The 18089-nt window shown below is 39.5% G+C and carries 17 protein-coding genes; 10 read left to right on the top strand and 7 right to left on the bottom strand.

From position 1 onward, the window contains the following. Positions 1 to 134: 134 nt before the first annotated feature. From MTCD1_RS01365 to MTCD1_RS01345, 5 genes are all read right to left on the bottom strand, one after another. On the bottom strand, positions 135 to 1103 hold the full coding sequence (locus MTCD1_RS01365) for a GGDEF domain-containing protein (RefSeq protein ID WP_231733077.1): 969 nt from the start codon (positions 1101 to 1103) through the stop codon (positions 135 to 137). A gap of 47 nt (positions 1104 to 1150) precedes the next feature. Further along, positions 1151 to 1759 carry a hypothetical protein gene (locus MTCD1_RS01360; protein ID WP_057182249.1) on the bottom strand — a complete coding sequence of 203 codons (609 nt, stop codon included), beginning with the start codon at positions 1757 to 1759 and terminating at the stop codon, positions 1151 to 1153. Continuing rightward, complete coding sequence (locus MTCD1_RS01355) at positions 1756 to 2121, bottom strand: response regulator (protein WP_057182251.1); 366 nt, start codon at positions 2119 to 2121, stop codon at positions 1756 to 1758. Before MTCD1_RS01355 ends, MTCD1_RS01360 begins: the two co-directional genes overlap by 4 nt. A 781-nt stretch (positions 2122 to 2902) precedes the next feature. Further along, positions 2903 to 3658 (bottom strand): M48 family metallopeptidase, encoded by a 756-nt coding sequence (locus MTCD1_RS01350; RefSeq protein WP_057182253.1) that lies wholly within the window; start codon positions 3656 to 3658, stop codon positions 2903 to 2905. A 45-nt stretch (positions 3659 to 3703) separates the two neighbouring features. Further along, positions 3704 to 4066 carry a YebG family protein gene (locus MTCD1_RS01345; protein ID WP_057182255.1) on the bottom strand — a complete coding sequence of 121 codons (363 nt, stop codon included), beginning with the start codon at positions 4064 to 4066 and terminating at the stop codon, positions 3704 to 3706. Between the two features lie 466 nt (positions 4067 to 4532). On the opposite strand from MTCD1_RS01345, the gene MTCD1_RS01340 reads away from it, so the two are divergent. After that, positions 4533 to 4877 carry a DUF3718 domain-containing protein gene (locus tag MTCD1_RS01340; RefSeq protein ID WP_057182256.1) on the top strand — a complete coding sequence of 115 codons (345 nt, stop codon included), beginning with the start codon at positions 4533 to 4535 and terminating at the stop codon, positions 4875 to 4877. A gap of 67 nt (positions 4878 to 4944) precedes the next feature. Here MTCD1_RS01340 and mrcB read toward each other — a convergent pair whose 3' ends face one another. After that, entirely contained in the window at positions 4945 to 7254 is a 2310-nt protein-coding gene (gene mrcB / locus MTCD1_RS01335; protein ID WP_057182258.1) for a penicillin-binding protein 1B, read from the bottom strand. A 44-nt stretch (positions 7255 to 7298) separates the two neighbouring features. After that, positions 7299 to 9917, bottom strand: coding sequence for an ATP-dependent helicase HrpB (gene hrpB / locus MTCD1_RS01330; protein ID WP_231733078.1), 2619 nt, complete (start codon positions 9915 to 9917; stop codon positions 7299 to 7301). Positions 9918 to 10356: 439 nt separating this feature from the next. Between hrpB and MTCD1_RS01325 the strand changes: the two genes are divergently transcribed. The 9 genes from MTCD1_RS01325 (at position 10357) to panC (ending at position 18048) form a co-directional block, all read left to right on the top strand. Beyond that, entirely contained in the window at positions 10357 to 10800 is a 444-nt protein-coding gene (locus MTCD1_RS01325) for a hypothetical protein (RefSeq protein WP_057182260.1), read from the top strand. 63 nt (positions 10801 to 10863) lie between these two features. Next, positions 10864 to 11577: a DNA/RNA nuclease SfsA gene (sfsA, locus tag MTCD1_RS01320; RefSeq protein ID WP_057182262.1), complete on the top strand. Its 714-nt coding sequence runs from the start codon at positions 10864 to 10866 to the stop codon at positions 11575 to 11577. A gap of 274 nt (positions 11578 to 11851) precedes the next feature. Next, entirely contained in the window at positions 11852 to 12298 is a 447-nt protein-coding gene (gene dksA / locus MTCD1_RS01315) for an RNA polymerase-binding protein DksA (RefSeq protein WP_088568891.1), read from the top strand. A gap of 31 nt (positions 12299 to 12329) precedes the next feature. Continuing rightward, positions 12330 to 13277 (top strand): tRNA glutamyl-Q(34) synthetase GluQRS, encoded by a 948-nt coding sequence (gluQRS, locus tag MTCD1_RS01310; RefSeq protein WP_057182266.1) that lies wholly within the window; start codon positions 12330 to 12332, stop codon positions 13275 to 13277. 61 nt (positions 13278 to 13338) lie between these two features. Further along, on the top strand, positions 13339 to 14031 hold the full coding sequence (locus MTCD1_RS01305; protein WP_057182268.1) for an SDR family oxidoreductase: 693 nt from the start codon (positions 13339 to 13341) through the stop codon (positions 14029 to 14031). A gap of 208 nt (positions 14032 to 14239) precedes the next feature. Then, complete coding sequence (gene pcnB, locus MTCD1_RS01300; RefSeq protein WP_082606578.1) at positions 14240 to 15661, top strand: polynucleotide adenylyltransferase PcnB; 1422 nt, start codon at positions 14240 to 14242, stop codon at positions 15659 to 15661. A 13-nt stretch (positions 15662 to 15674) separates the two neighbouring features. Next, the gene (gene folK, locus MTCD1_RS01295) at positions 15675 to 16163 is read left to right on the top strand and encodes a 2-amino-4-hydroxy-6-hydroxymethyldihydropteridine diphosphokinase (protein WP_057182269.1); all 489 of its coding nucleotides are present in this window, start codon (positions 15675 to 15677) and stop codon (positions 16161 to 16163) included. Between the two features lie 137 nt (positions 16164 to 16300). Continuing rightward, the gene (gene panB / locus MTCD1_RS01290; protein WP_057182271.1) at positions 16301 to 17095 is read left to right on the top strand and encodes a 3-methyl-2-oxobutanoate hydroxymethyltransferase; all 795 of its coding nucleotides are present in this window, start codon (positions 16301 to 16303) and stop codon (positions 17093 to 17095) included. Between the two features lie 80 nt (positions 17096 to 17175). Next, a complete protein-coding gene (gene panC / locus MTCD1_RS01285) occupies positions 17176 to 18048 on the top strand; it encodes a pantoate--beta-alanine ligase (protein WP_057182273.1) in 873 nt (290 codons plus the stop codon). Positions 18049 to 18089: the final 41 nt, after the last annotated feature.

Below are 18089 nucleotides of genomic sequence, written 5' to 3'. Positions count from 1 at the left end.
CTCTGTCAATCTTTAATAACAAAAAATATTAAATAAAAAATTATAAATTATGCATAAAGGTTATATTTTATGCATAAAAATTTATTTTTAGCTTAAATTTTGCATAAAACATCTAGCTGCGGCCTAAATTAAGCTTAAGCCAAAGGAAAACTAGTGACGAAAGCGGCACTACATACTTTATTTCGCCCCTGACCTTTCGCTTGATATAAAGCTAAGTCGGCTTGCGTGATCAACTCTTCATAACGAGAGTCATCGTCACTTAGCTCGGCAACGCCCAAGCTCACCGTTACCTTGATAGCCACACCATTATAATTTAAAGATGCGGTGGCGATACTAGTACAAATACGTTGGCCAAGCTCCATCGCGCCAGCTAAATGTGTTTCTGGTAAAATAATAGCGAACTCTTCACCACCATAACGACCAAAGGTGTCTTCAACCCTTAATAAAGAGCTGACTAAGGCACTGATTTCGGTTAATACCATATCGCCACATTGATGACCATAATTATCATTGAGTAATTTGAAGTGATCTAAATCAAGCATAATCAGCGATAATTTTTTATTATGTCGGCGTGATTTTGCATACTCTTGAGCCAGTGATTCTTGCCAATGTCTACGATTATATATTTGAGTTAAACCATCAATACGGCTCATTTGAGCCAGCTCTTCTAGGGTCTTTTGTAACTGACCTTGATAATGGCAAACATCGGTTACATCCTCGATCAAGATACAGATATGCTTTTGTGCACAATCGGTTTCTATCGGTAGAAAAGTACAATTTTGTGCCATAAACTCACTATCTGTGGTGATTGGGCGAGTATGAGGCAATTCGAATAAGTGATGTCTTTGTTGCCAAGAACAAAAACTGGGGCTATTTAATTGTAAAACTGAGGTCAGCTTTCGGGTTAACCAGCGCTCAGGCAGTTCGGGGAAAATAGTAAATATCGATTGACCTATTATATTTGCAGTAGCTTTATCGGTATGTACTTGCAGAAAACGATTCCACATCACAATATTAAATTCATCATCAATCACCAAAACCCCGGTATTTAACTGGTTGGCAATTTGGCTATTGATTTGTTTAAGCATTGGCTCAGTTAACATAGGTTCCCCTGTGCTCTTTAGGTGAGTTAATGCATTAGGGTCTAACATCAGAAGTCTGCCAAGATCCGGTCAAGCACCTTTTTGATATTTAATATTGCCGTTTCAGGGATCAATAAGATCATATTGCAATTAAAAGAATAATCAGTGACTTGATAATTTATATTTATTTTTAACGCTACGTCCCAATTAAAGGTCATTTGCTGTAAATGGTCTAATAAACTATTTTGCACCATTGGCAATAATTTAGGGGCATTATAAGACATTTGGTTATCTATTTGCCGAGCAAATACATTCAAAAATGTCGTTGTTAAAATAGAACTAATATCAATTAATTGTTCATCTTGTGATAACTCATCAGGCTCATAACCGAGTAAATCAGCAATTCGACCTGAATCTTCTTCTTGATAAGCAAGCAGAGCCTCACCACGTATACCTTCATAGCCAAAGAAACCTTGACTCACTATGGCCATGGTATTTTGCTGCTGACTCAGAGTTTGTATTAAATCTTTTGCATCAACGCTTTCAATGCTGGGCACTTTCAAATAAACAAAGGTGTCCAGATAGCGAGCAAGTTGGTCACTTGCTTGACCCATAGCAATATTAATAAGCTCTTGCAGACAGTCTTGCTGATCTTCAGTTAGGTGAAATTCACTCATAAAAGACCATGCTGTTGCAAATGATTGAGTAAAATATCTGCTTTGACTGGCTTGCGCATAAACTCCTTTGCCCCCAAGGCTTTCACCTTAGCTTGCATTTCGGGTTGGATATCAGCAGATATGACAAAAACACTGCAGTTTAGCTTTAATTTTTGAATACCTTGCAAGACACCAATGCCATCAATACCCGGCATGGTGAGATCAAGAAAGAGTACTTCAACACTGTTATCACGCAAAATACTTAAGGCTTCAGCGCCATTGCTGGCCGTTTGAACTGAAGTTTTCCATTGCTCGGGTAAGCTTCTAAGCACTTGCTTTCTAGCCATATTAGAATCATCACAAATTAGTACAGACGGACTCATACTGGAAAGGACCTTAATTATATTATATTATTTATTTTGTTAGCGATAATTTACCCTAAAAATAAGCAATTGTTAATCAACAATTGCTTTTATTTAGGCTACCGAGTCAATAAGGGTAAAATTAGCAGGATAATGTAGGGTATAAATACCCATTTTACTGCAAAATACAGGATTCAGCTGGAATTTGAAACGACTTTAGGCAGGCATTGATTGAAGAGAATAGTTATTCTATTGTCGAAGTCAATAACGCTGCATAAAGCGTTTATAAACCAGCTCTACGGGGATGACTGAACAAATAATGCTTATTCATTGCCTAGTTCATTAAGAACCCTGCATGGATAATGCAGCTTAATAGAGAATGCAGGAGCATATTCTCCTGAACGACCCTTAATAAAAGAGGCGCCTTGATCATGGATCGCTCTGCTATCCTTAAACAAGCATTTTAAGCTAGCATGAGCAGCTAATGAAATTAAGCGCTATCAAGCGCTGCTGGAATATGTAGACATCTTAGCGTCAGTTTTAGACTAACCGCCAATAAGAAATGATGCACAAGCAAGAGAAAACATTGCTGAGCTGCTATAAACTGTAATAATTTTAATACTATGTTTAATACTAGGTAAATTAATTTTCATCACAAGGCCTTTTCAAATTTAAATAAAAAGTGTAAAGATAGTTAGTGAACAAATTATAATTTATGGCGGTGCAAAAGAGTGTAGTTAAAGGCTGGTTATTTGTCTAAGTTTGTCACAAAGATCACAGATCTTTAGCTATTTTGTCTTATTTACGCAGGGTTTTGCCAGTATAGTTGTGATTGATGATGGCTAAGCCATTGCCTGGGTTGTTGATAATTAGGACAGTGTTGCTCAACCAATTGCCAAAAGCCTTTAGAGTGATCAAGGAATGTTAAGTGGCATAATTCATGGACAATAACATAATCAAGGACAAATACCGGTGCCATCATTAACAAGTAATTAAAGCTAACTTCTCCTCGATTATTACAACTGCCCCACCGAGCACGATATTGGCGAATATTAACTTTTGTTGGAATTAAAGCCGTTTGCTCACTTATAACGTCAAGACGCTGAATGATAAGGTTTTCAGCTTGTTGCTTAAAATAACCTTCCAGTTGTTTTTTTACCTGGGTAGTTATTGCTCGAGTCCCCGTTAGTTTAGCCTTGACTCGATGGCTAATAACAACATTAAGTTGTCTGGGCGCTAACGGCTGCCCGCTTAATAAATCCGCGTCAGTTGCTAAGTTATCACTAAAAAAGACCTGCGCCTTTTTTGCTTGATATATATTAAGGCTTACTGGCTCACCTAAAAAAAGCAAACTTGAGCCTTGGCTAAAGTCACAAAAATTTACTAGCTTTTGCTGCTCAATTAACTTTGCTTGTAACCAAGCGGACTTTTCTTGGATAAAAGTATCAATAAAAGCTAATTTAACATAATAAGGCGCACGTACAGTCACACGACCATACTTAACTTGTAAGCTGAGTGTCTTTCTACGCTTACTACGGATAAGTTGATATTCAAGCATAGAAGACTAACCACAACACCTTATCATTGATTAACTGACATCATTTTACTCGGTTGTGCTTGCTTTAGTTTTACTTTTTTTAGCTTTAACGGTATTTTTTTTATCTGCATTGGCATCAATCACCTCAGCAATGGGCGTAGTCGCTACTTTTTCACTGGACTTGCTAACGGCTTTAGTCGGTTTTTTAGCCAATAAAGCGACAAGTACCTCATCTCTATGTTGCGCAAAATAAATGCTTAATTCTTCATTGACACTATCACTTAACTCTACCGGTGATTGAGAGAACATTTGGCTTAAGTTATCAGCCATGTCCAACATTTTGTCATATTCATCTGCTGATTTTTTATCCATAAATGTTTTCGCCTCTACCCCGTTTCTAATCACTACAAACCGACTTTCAACTGCCATTAGTTTTCCCCATTCCTAAATTTGAGCTCAATAAAGGCTCGCTACATCGTTACTAAATTAATGCCAAGTACATTAAATTAACGTCTATCCAGATTATTTTATTTAACCACAATAACACAGTAGCAATAACAACTGTATATAAAAACAGTCGATAGTCTTTTTAACAAGACAATAGTCGCTAGCCTGGGTCAATTACCGTGAGTTTAATCACACCTACAGCAAGTTTCGTATGTCAAAAAATCACAAAATGTAAAGATTAATGTCAGTACTATACAAGGAATATTGTTGAATAAACAAGCAATCAATCACTTAGCAAATTTCCATCATTAAACCCTTGGTTTTTGCTTACATTATCTGGGCGAATGGTTACAACTTTTAGCTAAAAACAGTCCACTATTATGTTGTGCCTTGCATTGCTAGGCATATAAAACACTAACGAATTATAAAAACACTTTGGAGAATTATTATGACTACGATTAAAAAAACCCTAGTAGCTCTTGCTGCCGCTTTACCCCTGTTAGCTATCAGTTTGCCTAGCCAAGCGGCAATGTCACCTTATATGGAAAAAGCCCTTATTGATGTTTGTAAAGCAGCGAAAAGTAACAGCATTATCAAACTAAAAGGCACCACAAAAGGATATCGCTTACAAACTAAAACCGTCGCATTAAAATTAATGTGTAATGGTCAAGACGTGATAAGTTTTGCTGAAAGTTATGGCGCTGATAAAACAGCAGCTAGACTGCAAAGAAGTATTGGTAATGTCAGTATTACCGATGTTGCTGCATTATCAAAAGTTAAAGTAACCTTTTAAGGTGACGGCTAAATAAGAACGCTCAACGGATATGCTTGAGCGTTCATATTTACTGTTAATATCCTACCTAGTCACCAAATACCTTCTCAAACCAAGATCGCGTATCTACTTTTTCTTGTAAACATTGCTTGGACGTTATGATTCCTGCTCGAACAGCAGGATAAACCACGGTATTGGCGCAGTCATCGGTAACAGCATTACCCGTTTGTTGTTCAAATAACGTGATGACTATACCTGCCGGTTTTTCTAAAATTCTATTGACTACGCCTTGTTTTTTCATAAAATCTGCGAATAACGTTAGCGCACCGCTACTTCCTGTTAATCCTGTTGGTGCGTTATTATCTTTTCCTAACCAGGTAGTGACTAAGAGGCGGTTATCATAGCCAACAAACCAACTATCTCGTAAGGCGTTACTGGTACCCGTTTTCCCCGCGACCTTGTTATTATTCAAACGCCAAGTCAGTGACTTAGCAGTGCCTATTTGAGTAACTTGTGTTAAGGCATAATCCAGTAAATAAGCGGTATTACTCGATAAACGCTGCTCACTTAATTGCTGCTGTTGCCATAAAACTTCATTGTTGGCAGACAGGATTTTGGTGATGGTATGGCTCTTTTGAGCATAACCTTTTGCCGCAATCGTTAAATATAATTGGTTAACGTCCAATGGTGACATATTAATTGCGCCTAATAAGACCGATGGGCGCATTTGCAGTTTATGTTGAAAACCTAAGGTTTTAATAGCATCCGCAACGTTATCTAAACCCAAGCTCATACCAAGATTAATCGTTGGTATATTCAGGGAGTATACCAAGCCCTCAATTAATGAAACTTGCCCTCGATATTTGCCATCATAATTTTTTGGCTGCCACTTGTTACCTGAGCCACTTTTTAAGGTTATCGCCTTATCATCAAGAATAGTGGCAAAATTATATTGATGGAAACGCTCTAATGCCGCGGCATAAATCGCCGGTTTAATTAAAGAGCCGATATGTCGCTTCGCGTTAAGTGCACGATTAAAACCCGCATAGCCACTTTCCCTACCGCCAACCAATGCTCTAATTTCGCCACTAGCAATATCAGTGACGACCATTGCCACCTCTAAACCGCTTTGTTTATATTGTCGTTCTAAGCGTGGTAATTGCTGGGCAACACTTTGTTCTAATAACTGCTGACTGCGATGTGAGAAGCCGGTAAAAACTTTAATGCCTGATTTTTGGGTAAAACTTGAAAGGTGCTGGTTTAGCTCAGCATTAACAAGTTGTAAATACGCGGGATAATTTTTTTTAGCTAAACGCCTATTAGGCCTAATAGACAAAGAAGACTCCGCCGCTTGTTCAAAATCAACCAGTGATAATAAATGCTGTTCAAACATTAACCTTAACACCAGATCACGGCGTTCTATCGCACGTTCAGGATGACGCCAAGGGTCGTAGTAACTTGGCCCTTTAACTTGCGCTACCAATAAGGCCATTTGAGCATTGGTTAATTCATTAATGGCTTTGCCAAAATAGAACTTTGCGGCCAAACCAAAACCATAAACACCATTGGCATAATTTTGCCCTAAATAGACTTCATTAATGTAGGCTTCTAATAATTGGTCTTTGCTGTACCTAAATTCTAAAATTAACGCCATCAGTGCTTCTTTAATTTTTCGAGAAATTGTGCGTTCTCGATTAAGAAACATATTTTTCGCCAACTGCTGGGTTAAGGTACTACCACCTTGTACGGTACGCCCGGCTCGAATATTGTTAATAAGAGCACGAACAATACCTAGCGGCGAAACCCCATGATGGTGATAAAAACCTCGGTCTTCAATTAATAATAAGGTATCGATTAGCTGACTGGGCACCTCTTCAAGGGCAACTAGGACACGATCTTCCTTATTGTCAGGTACTAAACGCGCCAATAACTGAGGCTCAAGTGTTAACTCTGCCACGGCTTGTTGATCGACACTTAAGGCCACCACAATATCACTGACAACTTCCACCATTAATTGCTGGCCATGATTTACGCTATCAACAAAATCAAATGGACGCTGAAAAATTTCCAACTGATTGGTAGATAAGGAAAACTGCCCAACTCTAGTGACATAATTGACTTTGTTATAGCCATTAATAATGAGTGACTCGGCTAGCTCGGCAAGGTTGGCGCGTTCCCCCAGTTGTAATTTTTGTAGTTGGCCATAAACTTGCACTGGCACATGCCAGCGCTGCCCTTCGAAGGTTTTTCTTATCTTTGCATCAAGATAAATTGAAAAAATCCCTAGGGTAAAAATGAGGGCAATCATTAATTTACCTAAGGTGATGCCTACTCGCGCTAATATTGAGCTTTTTTTCCCAGATGAGCTGCTACGTTTTTTGACTTTATTTTTTGACATTATTTTCGATATGCTTAGTTATTTAACCTAGTGATGTAATCGGGTTATTCTTTTATATGGCGTTTAGTTTTATTAGTGGCCTTAGCATTGGCAGGATCGTCCGGCCAATAATGCCTAGGATAACGGCTTTTCATATCTTTTTGCACTGCTTGATAACTGCCAGACCAAAATTTAACTAAATCTTGTGTTACTTGAATAGGGCGTTGCGCAGGAGAAAGCAATTCTAATAACAGCGGAATACCTTGTTTTTGTTCATTTACCCCCACTAAAACACCTATATTCGGCGTTTGTGTTAAGCCATAGAGCTCCTGCATAGGCAGTGAAACTTTTGGCGAACGCTCCAAATCATAGCTAATGGGACAGTGACGCCCAGTGGGGCCAATATAAACAGGTGGCGCCGCTTGTGTTAATATTTTTTGCCCTTGATAGTTAAGTAAAGATAATAACATTGCTGATAAGTCTAGCTTAGCTAGTTGTGCTTTCGTTTTTATATCACCAACAAAAGGAGCAAACCAAATTGCTAGCTCAGCTAATAAGTTATGGTCATCGATAGGGGCTAAATTATATTCTGGAAAGTACTTATTTAACCATTGCCAACGTGATCTTAGTGCTAAATCTTTACCCTGCCAAGGTAAAAAACCCAGGCCTTTTTTTCTGATTAGATCACACCACATGTCACTAATGCTTTCCGACGTTACTGCTTGTTTTAAAGGCAGATCGGATAACACAATGGCGCCTAATAATATTTGCTGTCGCGTTATTATCCTACCGCTCTTACCATCAAATTTGGCTATATTTTGCTGTTTAATTTGCTTGGAAAAAACCTCAGTAATCTCTACCAAGCTAATATGGCTAGCTAAACGTACGTTGAGCTGACTATCACGCTGCATGGCTTGAGCAATCACAATAAAGTCTTCATTTGCTAACGCGTCTTGCTCATGAACTGAAACCCCTTTACCGTTAACACAGATATAGTCGCCATGGTTACCACGAGCCTTGGCCACTCTTTCTGGGTAAGCATAAGCAAGCAGTAGACCTGCTTTTGCTAAATCTAATGAGTGTATGCTAAAGCGTAATTGCACCTGTTGAGCAAGTCGATGGGCTTGTTGTAAAATCCGTGTTAATAATGGATTTTTATTACTGCCGCCTTTAATCAGTAATTGCAATCGATGGCTTAAATCACAATCGTATTGCGCCTGCGGCCCTAATACATCACGTTCTTCAAGTAATGCCGCGATTAAACAAGCTAAGTGTGTTGCTTGCTGGCCGTGATTTTTTGCCATTAATATCATGTGTGCAAAACGTGGATGACAAGGTAACTTTGATACTTTATCGCCATGTTTGGTCAGTAGATTTTTGCCATCGACAATAGCTAAACTTTGTAATTCTTGCCAAGCTTGCTGCTCCTTAGTGCTACTGGGCAGCTCCAGTAAGGGTAATGCTTTTAAAGCAGCAACGCCCCAACGTGCCGCTTCAATAAGCGTCGGTAATAGGTCTGCTTGTTGAATATCATTGACACTATGTTGCGGCCTGCGCTCAAAATCATCTTTACCATATAAGCGGATACACTGCCCTGGCATTAAGCGCCCGGCACGCCCTGCTCTTTGCACCGCTGAAGCTTTTGCTATTTGCTTTTGCATCAGCTTATTCATCAAACTACTACTATCGTAAATAGCGACTTTTTCAAGGCCACAATCAATAACCAGATCAATGCCATCAATAGTTAGGGACGTTTCCGCGATATTGGTTGCTAAAACAATTTTCCGCTGGCCATTTTCGCACGGTGCTATGGCTTGTTGTTGCTCCTTTAAACTCTGCTCACCAAATAAAGGACAAACCTTTACCCCTTCGGCTTGTTCAGCACTTAAACGCTCAACTAAAAAACGAATATCGGCGATGCCAGGTAAAAAAACCAATATTGAACCAACATGGTTGAACATTTTATCTTTAATAACCGCCAAGGCATGCTCACGCCAGCGCAAATGACTCTTAGGTGCTTGATAACTTACTTCAACAGGAAAGCTTCGCCCTTCGCTGCTAAGTAGGTGTGCATCAGGTAACGCTTTACTTAAATACTCAATGTCTAGCGTCGCCGACATAAGCAGTATTTTTAAATCCTCTCGTAACTCTGTTTGTACTTCACGGGTGAGGGCAAAAGCTAAATCTCCTTGCAAACTTCGCTCATGAAATTCATCAAAAATGACTAATGCTGTTCCTGACAGCTCAGCATCATTTTGAATGATTTGGGTTAATATTCCTTCAGTGATCACTTCAAGGCGAGTATTTTTAGATGTTTTACTATCATTGCGTAATCGATAACCAACGGTTTCACCTACTTTTTCATCTAATTGCTTTGCTAAAAAAATGGCTATATTTTTAACGGCTAAACGTCTGGGTTGCAGTAAATAAATTTTTTTATTGGCCAAGCTTGGCAAAGTTAATAACCATAAAGGTAAACACGTTGACTTACCGGCTCCTGGTGGCGCCGATAATATAAGCGTATTTTGCTGCTCAAGAGTTTGGCAAAATTGTTGTTTAATTTCTTCTATGGGTAAAGCAGTAGATACGGCCATCGGTAAAATAAAATGATTAAGAAAATGGTCATCATCATAGCAATTATTACTTGCTGGGCATAATCCCAATCGAACTAAGTCAATAAGCACATTTATGTGCTGGTTAGAGCTTGTGCCCCCAAAGTGAGGAAGAAAAAAATTTAGCACAAGTGGCAATCCCCGCAAAACAATTGCCCTTAAATGAGAGTAATATTTTGAGCAACACCTTGGCTGGAAATAAAAAATCACCTCAACTGAACACAGAGCCTTTATCTGCCGACTTTATTTAAGTTTTTTAAATGAGTAAGCAATACCGGCCAAAGGGTTCTGCTAACAAGCTTTACTCTTAATTGAGTCGTTTTCTTAGCTAACCGCCCCTTACTGTAATTTACATGCTTTTATCTCAAATAAAACAAGGTCAAAAAACCTCAATAATTTTTCATTAAAACTTGCAAAATAAATTATATATGCTTACTTGGCAAGGTATTTAAAGGCTGTTATTACTAAACGTCCGCCTTTAATTAATTAGAGATCATCAGAGAGGAATACCATGGAATATTCAGCACATGGACGTTATGTTATTGAACAGCAAGATAATATTATGTTGGTAGATGCACAAGGTCCCTTTAATGAAGTGACCGCGGCACAATATCACCAAGATATAAAACTGCTCACCGAAAAAATGACTGGTGAGCCCTGGGGTTCATTAATAACTTTTCGTGGTAACAGTATTTTTACTCCTGAGGCTGAGCAGCAATTATGGGAAACCACACAATATCGACAAAAAAAAGGCATGATTGCTATTGCGGTCGTCATATTAAATAGCACCTATGCCGATATGCAACAAATGCAATTACAACGTATCTACCACGACTGCCAAATAGAGTTTCATGTCTTTAGCGAGAGCGAAAGTGCCGCAACTTGGCTTAATGATTTTATTGAACAAGCTAAGGTATTAAAAAACCAACAACAAAAAAGAACGCGAGTGAATTAAAAATACTCTGCCAACAATAAACTACGTTATGATGAGCGAAACAACCAGTTAGCTCATTTTAATATGTTACTTCAATTACAACCAGCCAAATTAATTAAGCGTTATAAACGATTTTTAGCCGATATTGAATTTACCAATGGTGAACAAACAACTATACATTGTGCCAATACCGGTGCGATGAAAGGTTGTGCTGAGCCTGGTGATACCGTCTGGTATAGCACGTCAGCCAACGCTAAACGTAAATATCCTTTTAGCTGGGAGATTACGGTAAGCAAAGATGAGCATTTTATTTGTGTAAACACCTTACGCGCCAATCAGTTGGTAGAGGAGGCTCTGCACAAAGACTTGATTACTGAGCTAAGCGGCTTTAATTTATTACAGCGAGAAGTGAAATATGGTAATGAAAACAGTCGTATAGATTTCTTAGCCCGCTATAATGATGCCCCAGATACCTACATTGAAGTGAAATCAGTCACCTTATTAGAAAGTGGCCATGGCTACTTTCCCGATGCAGTTACCACCCGTGGTCAAAAACACTTACGTGAATTAATGGATATGGTGGCGCAGGGGCATAGGGCTGTTTTATTATTTGCTGTTTTACATACTGGCATCAATGACATTGCTGCGGCCGATCATGTTGACCCCATTTATGCGAAATTACTCAAAGAAGCCCAGCAAGCTGGTGTTGAAATAATAGCCTATAAAGCAGAGTTTTCCCTCAAAAAAGGAGAGCTAAATATTAGTTTAGATGACAAAGTTCCTTTTATTACACGATAATGATTGACTCATGCTAGTAAAACTTGCTAAAAAAGCTTGCTCAAAATATTTAAACAACAGAATAATAATTATCATTGCCATTAACTAGTTGATAAAACTAGATAAATAAATTTATTTTAGCTAATTTGTTGATTTTTATCATAAGCGACACAATATAGTCCTGATTCATCGGGTCATATATAACATATTGGCACTTACAACAAAGGCGTTCTACCATATAAAACGTGGTATATTAATAAATCGCCTTGGTCTATGTAGCATTGGGAGAATAAGCATGCCAACAAACAAACACAAGCCATTAGGTATTCTTGCATTAGCGGGCGTTGCTCCATATCAAGAAAAATCTGGCGAAGAGTATATGGATAAGTCTCAACAAAAGCATTTTAAGAAAATTTTAGATGCTTGGCGCGTACAATTACGTGAAGAAGTTGATCGTACCTTAACGCATATGCAAGACGAAGCAGCAAACTTCCCAGATCCTGTGGATAGAGCGGCGCAAGAAGAAGAGTTCAGTCTTGAATTACGTACACGAGACCGTAAGCGTAAACTTATCAAGAAAATTGAGAAAACTTTACAGTTCATTGAAGATAATGATTTTGGTTTTTGTGATTCTTGTGGTATTGAGATTGGCATTCGTCGTTTAGAAGCCCGTCCTACTGCCGATCTTTGTATTGAATGTAAAACATTAGCTGAAATTAAAGAACGCCAAATGGCTGGCTAATTTTTAGTTAACATTCGTTCATAGGCAAAACTTGCTTAACTTGCATAATAAGCGACCACATGAGCCGAATAAAGCTCATCAATACCGTGGTCGCTTTGCTCCATCCCCTTCTGGTTTACTTCATTTTGGTTCCCTTATCGCTGCTCTAGCGAGTTTTCTTGATGCAAAGTCAACTATTAATGATCGTGGCGAGCAAGGTAAATGGCTAATACGCATTGAAGATATTGATCCTCCTCGTGAACAACAAGGTGCCAGCTCAGCAATATTAACAACTCTTGAGGCTTTTGGCCTGCATTGGGATGAAACTGAGCTTTACCAGAGCACACAGAGTCAATATTATCGTGAGATATTATCTAACCTAGCACAACAACAATTAAGCTATTATTGTCAATGTACTCGGGCGCAAATCAAGGCCATTGGTGGTATATACCAAAGACATTGCCGTACCGCCAATCATCAAGCTCTAGGCAGCGCTTTAAGACTTGTTAACCAACACGGTTTGCATCGGTTTAATGATATATTTCAAGGTAATGTTGTTGGTGATAACGCCCTAGCCGGTGAAGATTTTATTATTCACCGTAAAGACGGTTTATTTGCCTATCAGCTTGCTGTGGTCGCCGATGATATCGCCCAAAAAATCACTCATGTGGTCAGAGGCTGCGATTTACTCGAACCCACGGCCAGGCAACTAACGCTTTATAAAACCTTAAACGATAGTTTTTTGCCCTGCACCACGCCACAATACGGCCATATCCCTTTAGCAATAACCCGTGAGGGTTTTAAGCTGAGCAAGCAAAATAAAGCAACGGCAATTGAGAATGCCAAGCCACAACCTGCACTTATTGCCGCACTAGCATTTTTAGGACAAGCACCTGAACTTGGCTTGACTGGTGCTAGTGTTGAAGAAATAATTAAATGGGCCATTATCAACTGGCAACGAAGCCGTGTACCCAATAAAATTGAGATAAACATTGAGTAGCCTGAACGCAGAGAATTTTACCCCTACATTAATTCTAAACATAAAGTAATAAGGAAATATTATGTCGAACAAGACAGCAAAGACTATTGTCATTACCGGCGCTAATCGCGGTATCGGATATGCCATGGCTAAAATTTGCCAACAGCGTGGCGATAACGTTTATGCACTGTGCCGACAAAGCTCAGCGCAATTAGATGCGCTTGGCGTTAATGTGGTAGAGCAAGTTGATATTGCCACACAAGCTGGCATCGATAAAGCCGTGTCAGCACTTAGCGGTATTACTATCGATTTATTGATTAACAACGCCGGTATCTTGCGTAACGAACAACTGAGCGAGTTAAATCAACAGACCATTATAGAGCAATTTAAGGTCAACGCTCTAGCACCACTATGCTTGAGCCACGCGTTACTGGGCAACTTATCTTCAGGCAGCAAAATTGCTTTAATCACCTCTAGAATGGGCTCCATCGCTGATAATACTTCCGGTGGCCGATATGGTTATCGCATGTCAAAAGCGGCACTCAATATTGCCGCCGTATCATTAGCAAGAGACCTTAGTGAAGAAAATATCGCGGTTGGCATCTATCACCCAGGTTATGTGCAAACTGAGATGGTCAATAGCGATGGTATATTAAACAATGGCGACATCAGCGCTGATGTCGCAGCACAACGCTTAATCGCCTTAATGGATAACTTAACCATGAAAGATTCTGGGGTATTTAAGCACTCTAATGGTGAAACATTACCCTGGTAGGCTTCGTTTAGAGAAGGAAAAACGTGCAGTCATTGTCGCCTTTCCTTCTCTGCCACTTTTTCGCTGCTTTTTCATGCTATTTACTCTCTCTGTTATTCTCTTTTGCCCTGCACTGTTATATCATTGCGCCACTATTTTATGTCTGTCTTAAAGGCCCGTGACTATCAAAAGCGTTATAAATTTATGTAAAAGAGTTTTCTCCAGAAAAGTGAGTAAAGCTATCGAAAAAACGTTTCCTAAAAAGAACGCAAAAAAAAGTGCCAGTAACAAAAAAAATGTTGTCACTGCATCCTTTGATAATCCATTGGTTTTCTCTCGAGACCAGCACCCCGTTTCACGTAAATTACTTAGTCAAAGTGCACTGAAAGTATTATATCGCTTAAATAACAGTGGTTTTGATGCTTATCTTGTTGGTGGTGGTGTTCGTGACATCTTATTAGGTTTAAAGCCGAAAGATTTTGATATAGCCACTAACGCAACCCCGGATGAAATTAAAGAATTGTTTAGGAATTGTCGCTTAATTGGACGACGTTTTCGTTTAGCTCATATTGTCTTTGGTCGCGAAATCATTGAAGTAGCAACCTTTAGAGGCCATCATGACACGGCTTCTGAACAAGAAAAAAATTGTACCAAAACCTCTAAACGCAGTGAAGATGGTATGTTACTACGTGACAATATCTACGGCAGCATAGAAGAAGATGCCGAGCGTAGAGATTTCACTATTAATGCGCTTTATTACTCCACGAAAGATTTCAAAGTCTATGACTTTGCCAATGGCGTACAAGATGTCAATGATAAAATTATCCGCTTAATTGGCGATCCTGAAACACGTTACCGTGAAGATCCTGTCCGTATGTTGCGAGCGATCCGCTTCGCCACCAAGCTTGATATGACCATGTGTGATGCAACTAAAGCGCCGATTAGAGAGCTGTCTTCATTAATGGCCAATATTCCAGCGGCCCGTTTGTTTGAAGAATTCTTAAAAATGTTTATGTCAGGTAAAGCGGTCGCTAACTTTGAGCAGCTGCGTAGTTATAACTTGTTTGGTTATTTCTTCCCGGCCGTTGAGCAAGCACTTAATCAGGAATCAGAAGAACAAGCTTTGTTACTCGCCTTTATTCGATTGGCGATGGAGAATACCGACAACCGTATCAATAACGAGCAACGAGTAACGCCAGCATTTTTATTCGCTGCCATGCTTTGGTACCCATTACAAAAGCATATTCAGCAAATTAAAGTCACCACACAACTTCCCCCGCAAGATATTTTCTTTGCCGCCTTGAGTGAAATAATGCCAGAGCAGCAACGCAGTATTGCCATCCCTAAACGTTTTCAAGCGGTCATTAAAGATATTTGGATCTTGCAAGAAAAATTAAGTCGCCGCGAAGGTAAACGAGCCTTTAAAACATTTGAACACCCTAAATTTAGAGCTGGTTACGATTTCTTATTATTACGCGCACAAATCGAAGCGACCGCTGAGCTTGTTGAGTTAGCACAGTGGTGGACAGACTTTCAAGAAGTGTCAAATGATGCCCGCATTCAAATGATCAAAGGCGTAAAACCGCCACAAGGCACTAAGCGTAAAAGCCCAAGAAAACGTCGTAAGCCCAGTACAAAACCGACTGAATGATATTGACCCGCTAATGCAAAAAAAAACAATTGCTTATATTGGTTTAGGCAGCAACTTATCAAATCCAAGGTTACAGGTAAGTAATGCCGCTAACGAAATAGCTGATATGCCCAATACTAAGGTCATGGCATTATCGTCGCTGTATTTGAGTAAACCTATGGGTCCTCAGGATCAAGATGACTATATCAACGCGGTAATTTCTTTAGAAACCTGTTTATCTGCACTTGAATTGTTAGATGCCTTACAAGCAATAGAAAATGCGGCTGGTCGGGTACGAAAAGATAATCGCTGGGGCGCACGAATTCTCGATTGTGATATATTATTATATGGTAATGAAGCCATAGAAAGTCCCCGTTTAACCGTGCCTCACTACGGTATGAAGGTGCGTGAATTTGTTTTATGGCCACTCGCAGAGATTGCGCCTAATTTAAATTTCCCCGATGGCCGTTCAATTAGCTCACTTGCCAATGAAATCAGCAGCAATGGCATAGTAAAGTTATAATATTGCCATAATAAGTATTTAAATAATAAATATTGAAATCTTAAATATTAGCAATACAATCCTTAGCGCTATAATAATTAGCACTAACAGCTTATAGCACACTGATACATAAGCTCATTAACCTATTCGGAAACATCATGGCTAAAATAACCACCGCAAGCTTGCTTAACATGAAGCAACAAGGCGAAAAAATATCGACAATCACCGCCTATGATGCCAGCTTTGCCAAACTATTTGATCAAGCTGGCATACATGCCATACTCATTGGTGATTCTCTCGGTATGGTCTTACAAGGGGAAGACAGCACACTACCGGTCTCCATTGAAGATATGGCCTATCATACCCGTTGTGTAAAACGTGGCGTTGAAGAAACTCTGATTATTGCCGATATGCCTTTTATGAGCTATGCCACACAAGAACAAGCGCTTAACAATGCGGCATTGTTAATGCAAGCAGGTGCTAGCATGGTTAAAATGGAAGGTGGTGCTTGGCTTAATGACACCATTGCAGCACTGGTCGAGCGTGGAATTCCGGTCTGTGCTCATTTAGGTTTAACACCACAATCCGTTAATATCTTTGGTGGCTTTAAAGTACAGGGCCGAGATGAGGATAAAGCGCAAAAAATGATCGCCGATGCCAAGTCACTCCAAGCAGCAGGCGCGCAATTGCTGGTACTAGAATGTATTCCAGCAAGTTTAGGCGCAGCCATCACTAAAGTACTTACCATACCAACGATTGGCATAGGCGCAGGTAAAGACACTGATGGCCAGATTTTAGTGATGCACGATGCCTTAGGTATTGCCTGTAATTATATGCCTAAATTTTCGCGCAACTTTTTAAAAGACACCGGGGACATTAAAAAGGCCATTGAACTTTATATTAGCGAAGTGAGTCAGGGTAATTTCCCGGCTGATGAGCATATTTTTAAATAATCCCTGCGAGTACCGTGATAGCCAAGGCTTGAATACGTTATCAATAAAATACTAACAAGAAATAATGCTAAGATAAATTTATGAAAACAGTCAGTAAAATAAGTGAATTACGTGCGCAAGTTAAAACATGGCGTCAGCAAGGTTTAACCATTGCCTTTGTACCTACTATGGGTAACTTACATGCGGGTCATATTTCGTTAGTGGCAGAAGCGCATAAACACGCCGATAAAATTGTTGCCAGCATTTTTGTTAACCCAATGCAGTTCGGCATCAATGAAGATATTGATAGTTATCCACGTACTATGCATGATGATCAGCAAAAATTAACGGCGGCGGGTACCGATTTATTATTTACGCCCACACCCGACATTATTTACCCCAAAGGCATTACTAAACAAAGCTTTGTCGAAGTGCCTAATGTTTCTGAGGGGTATTGTGGCGAAAGCCGCCCTGGCCATTTTCGCGGTGTTGCCACCGTAGTTTGTAAACTATTTAACCTAGTTCAGCCCGATGTGGCTTGTTTTGGTTTAAAAGATTACCAGCAAGTACAAGTGATTCAAACCATGGTTGAAGATTTGTCGATGCCAATTACCATAATACCTGTGGCTACCAGCAGAGAAGAAAGTGGCTTAGCCCTGAGTTCTCGTAATGGTTATTTAAGCATCGAAGAAAAAGCAATTGCCCCGGCCCTACAGAAAAATTTACAATGGCTCGCCGAGCAAATTACCGCAGGTTTTGCTCAGCAAGAAAGCATCGATTTTATCGGTTTGGCCAAACAAGCAGCTAAGGCAATAAACCATGCTGGTTTGCATACTGATTACTTGCATATTTGCCACGCACAAACATTACAACCAGCCAGTGAAGATGACACTCAACTAGTTATCTTAGCGGCCGCACATTGTGGCAAAGCACGTTTAATTGATAACATACAGATAAACCTTAACGTAACTTAACTCTGCTCTGCTTAATATATGTTGCTCTAGCCGCAGTCATT

The sequence above is a fragment of the Colwellia marinimaniae genome, from assembly GCF_002207865.1.
GTDB lineage: Bacteria > Pseudomonadota > Gammaproteobacteria > Enterobacterales > Alteromonadaceae > Colwellia > Colwellia marinimaniae.
Note: the sequence above shows the minus strand (reverse complement) of the source record. Positions and strands in the feature narration are given on the sequence as shown.

Excerpts from the sequence above, each read along its gene's own strand:
- MTCD1_RS01365 (WP_231733077.1), bottom strand. The coding sequence starts at position 1,103 with ATGTTAACTGAGCCAATGCTTAAACAAATCAATAGCCAAATTGCCAAC.
- MTCD1_RS01360 (WP_057182249.1), bottom strand. The coding sequence starts at position 1,759 with ATGAGTGAATTTCACCTAACTGAAGATCAGCAAGACTGTCTGCAAGAG.
- MTCD1_RS01355 (WP_057182251.1), bottom strand. The coding sequence starts at position 2,121 with ATGAGTCCGTCTGTACTAATTTGTGATGATTCTAATATGGCTAGAAAG.
- MTCD1_RS01350 (WP_057182253.1), bottom strand. The coding sequence starts at position 3,658 with ATGCTTGAATATCAACTTATCCGTAGTAAGCGTAGAAAGACACTCAGC.
- MTCD1_RS01345 (WP_057182255.1), bottom strand. The coding sequence starts at position 4,066 with ATGGCAGTTGAAAGTCGGTTTGTAGTGATTAGAAACGGGGTAGAGGCG.
- MTCD1_RS01340 (WP_057182256.1), top strand. The coding sequence starts at position 4,533 with ATGACTACGATTAAAAAAACCCTAGTAGCTCTTGCTGCCGCTTTACCC.
- mrcB (WP_057182258.1), bottom strand. The coding sequence starts at position 7,254 with ATGTCAAAAAATAAAGTCAAAAAACGTAGCAGCTCATCTGGGAAAAAA.
- MTCD1_RS01325 (WP_057182260.1), top strand. The coding sequence starts at position 10,357 with ATGGAATATTCAGCACATGGACGTTATGTTATTGAACAGCAAGATAAT.
- sfsA (WP_057182262.1), top strand. The coding sequence starts at position 10,864 with ATGTTACTTCAATTACAACCAGCCAAATTAATTAAGCGTTATAAACGA.
- dksA (WP_088568891.1), top strand. The coding sequence starts at position 11,852 with ATGCCAACAAACAAACACAAGCCATTAGGTATTCTTGCATTAGCGGGC.
- MTCD1_RS01305 (WP_057182268.1), top strand. The coding sequence starts at position 13,339 with ATGTCGAACAAGACAGCAAAGACTATTGTCATTACCGGCGCTAATCGC.
- folK (WP_057182269.1), top strand. The coding sequence starts at position 15,675 with ATGCAAAAAAAAACAATTGCTTATATTGGTTTAGGCAGCAACTTATCA.
- panB (WP_057182271.1), top strand. The coding sequence starts at position 16,301 with ATGGCTAAAATAACCACCGCAAGCTTGCTTAACATGAAGCAACAAGGC.
- panC (WP_057182273.1), top strand. The coding sequence starts at position 17,176 with ATGAAAACAGTCAGTAAAATAAGTGAATTACGTGCGCAAGTTAAAACA.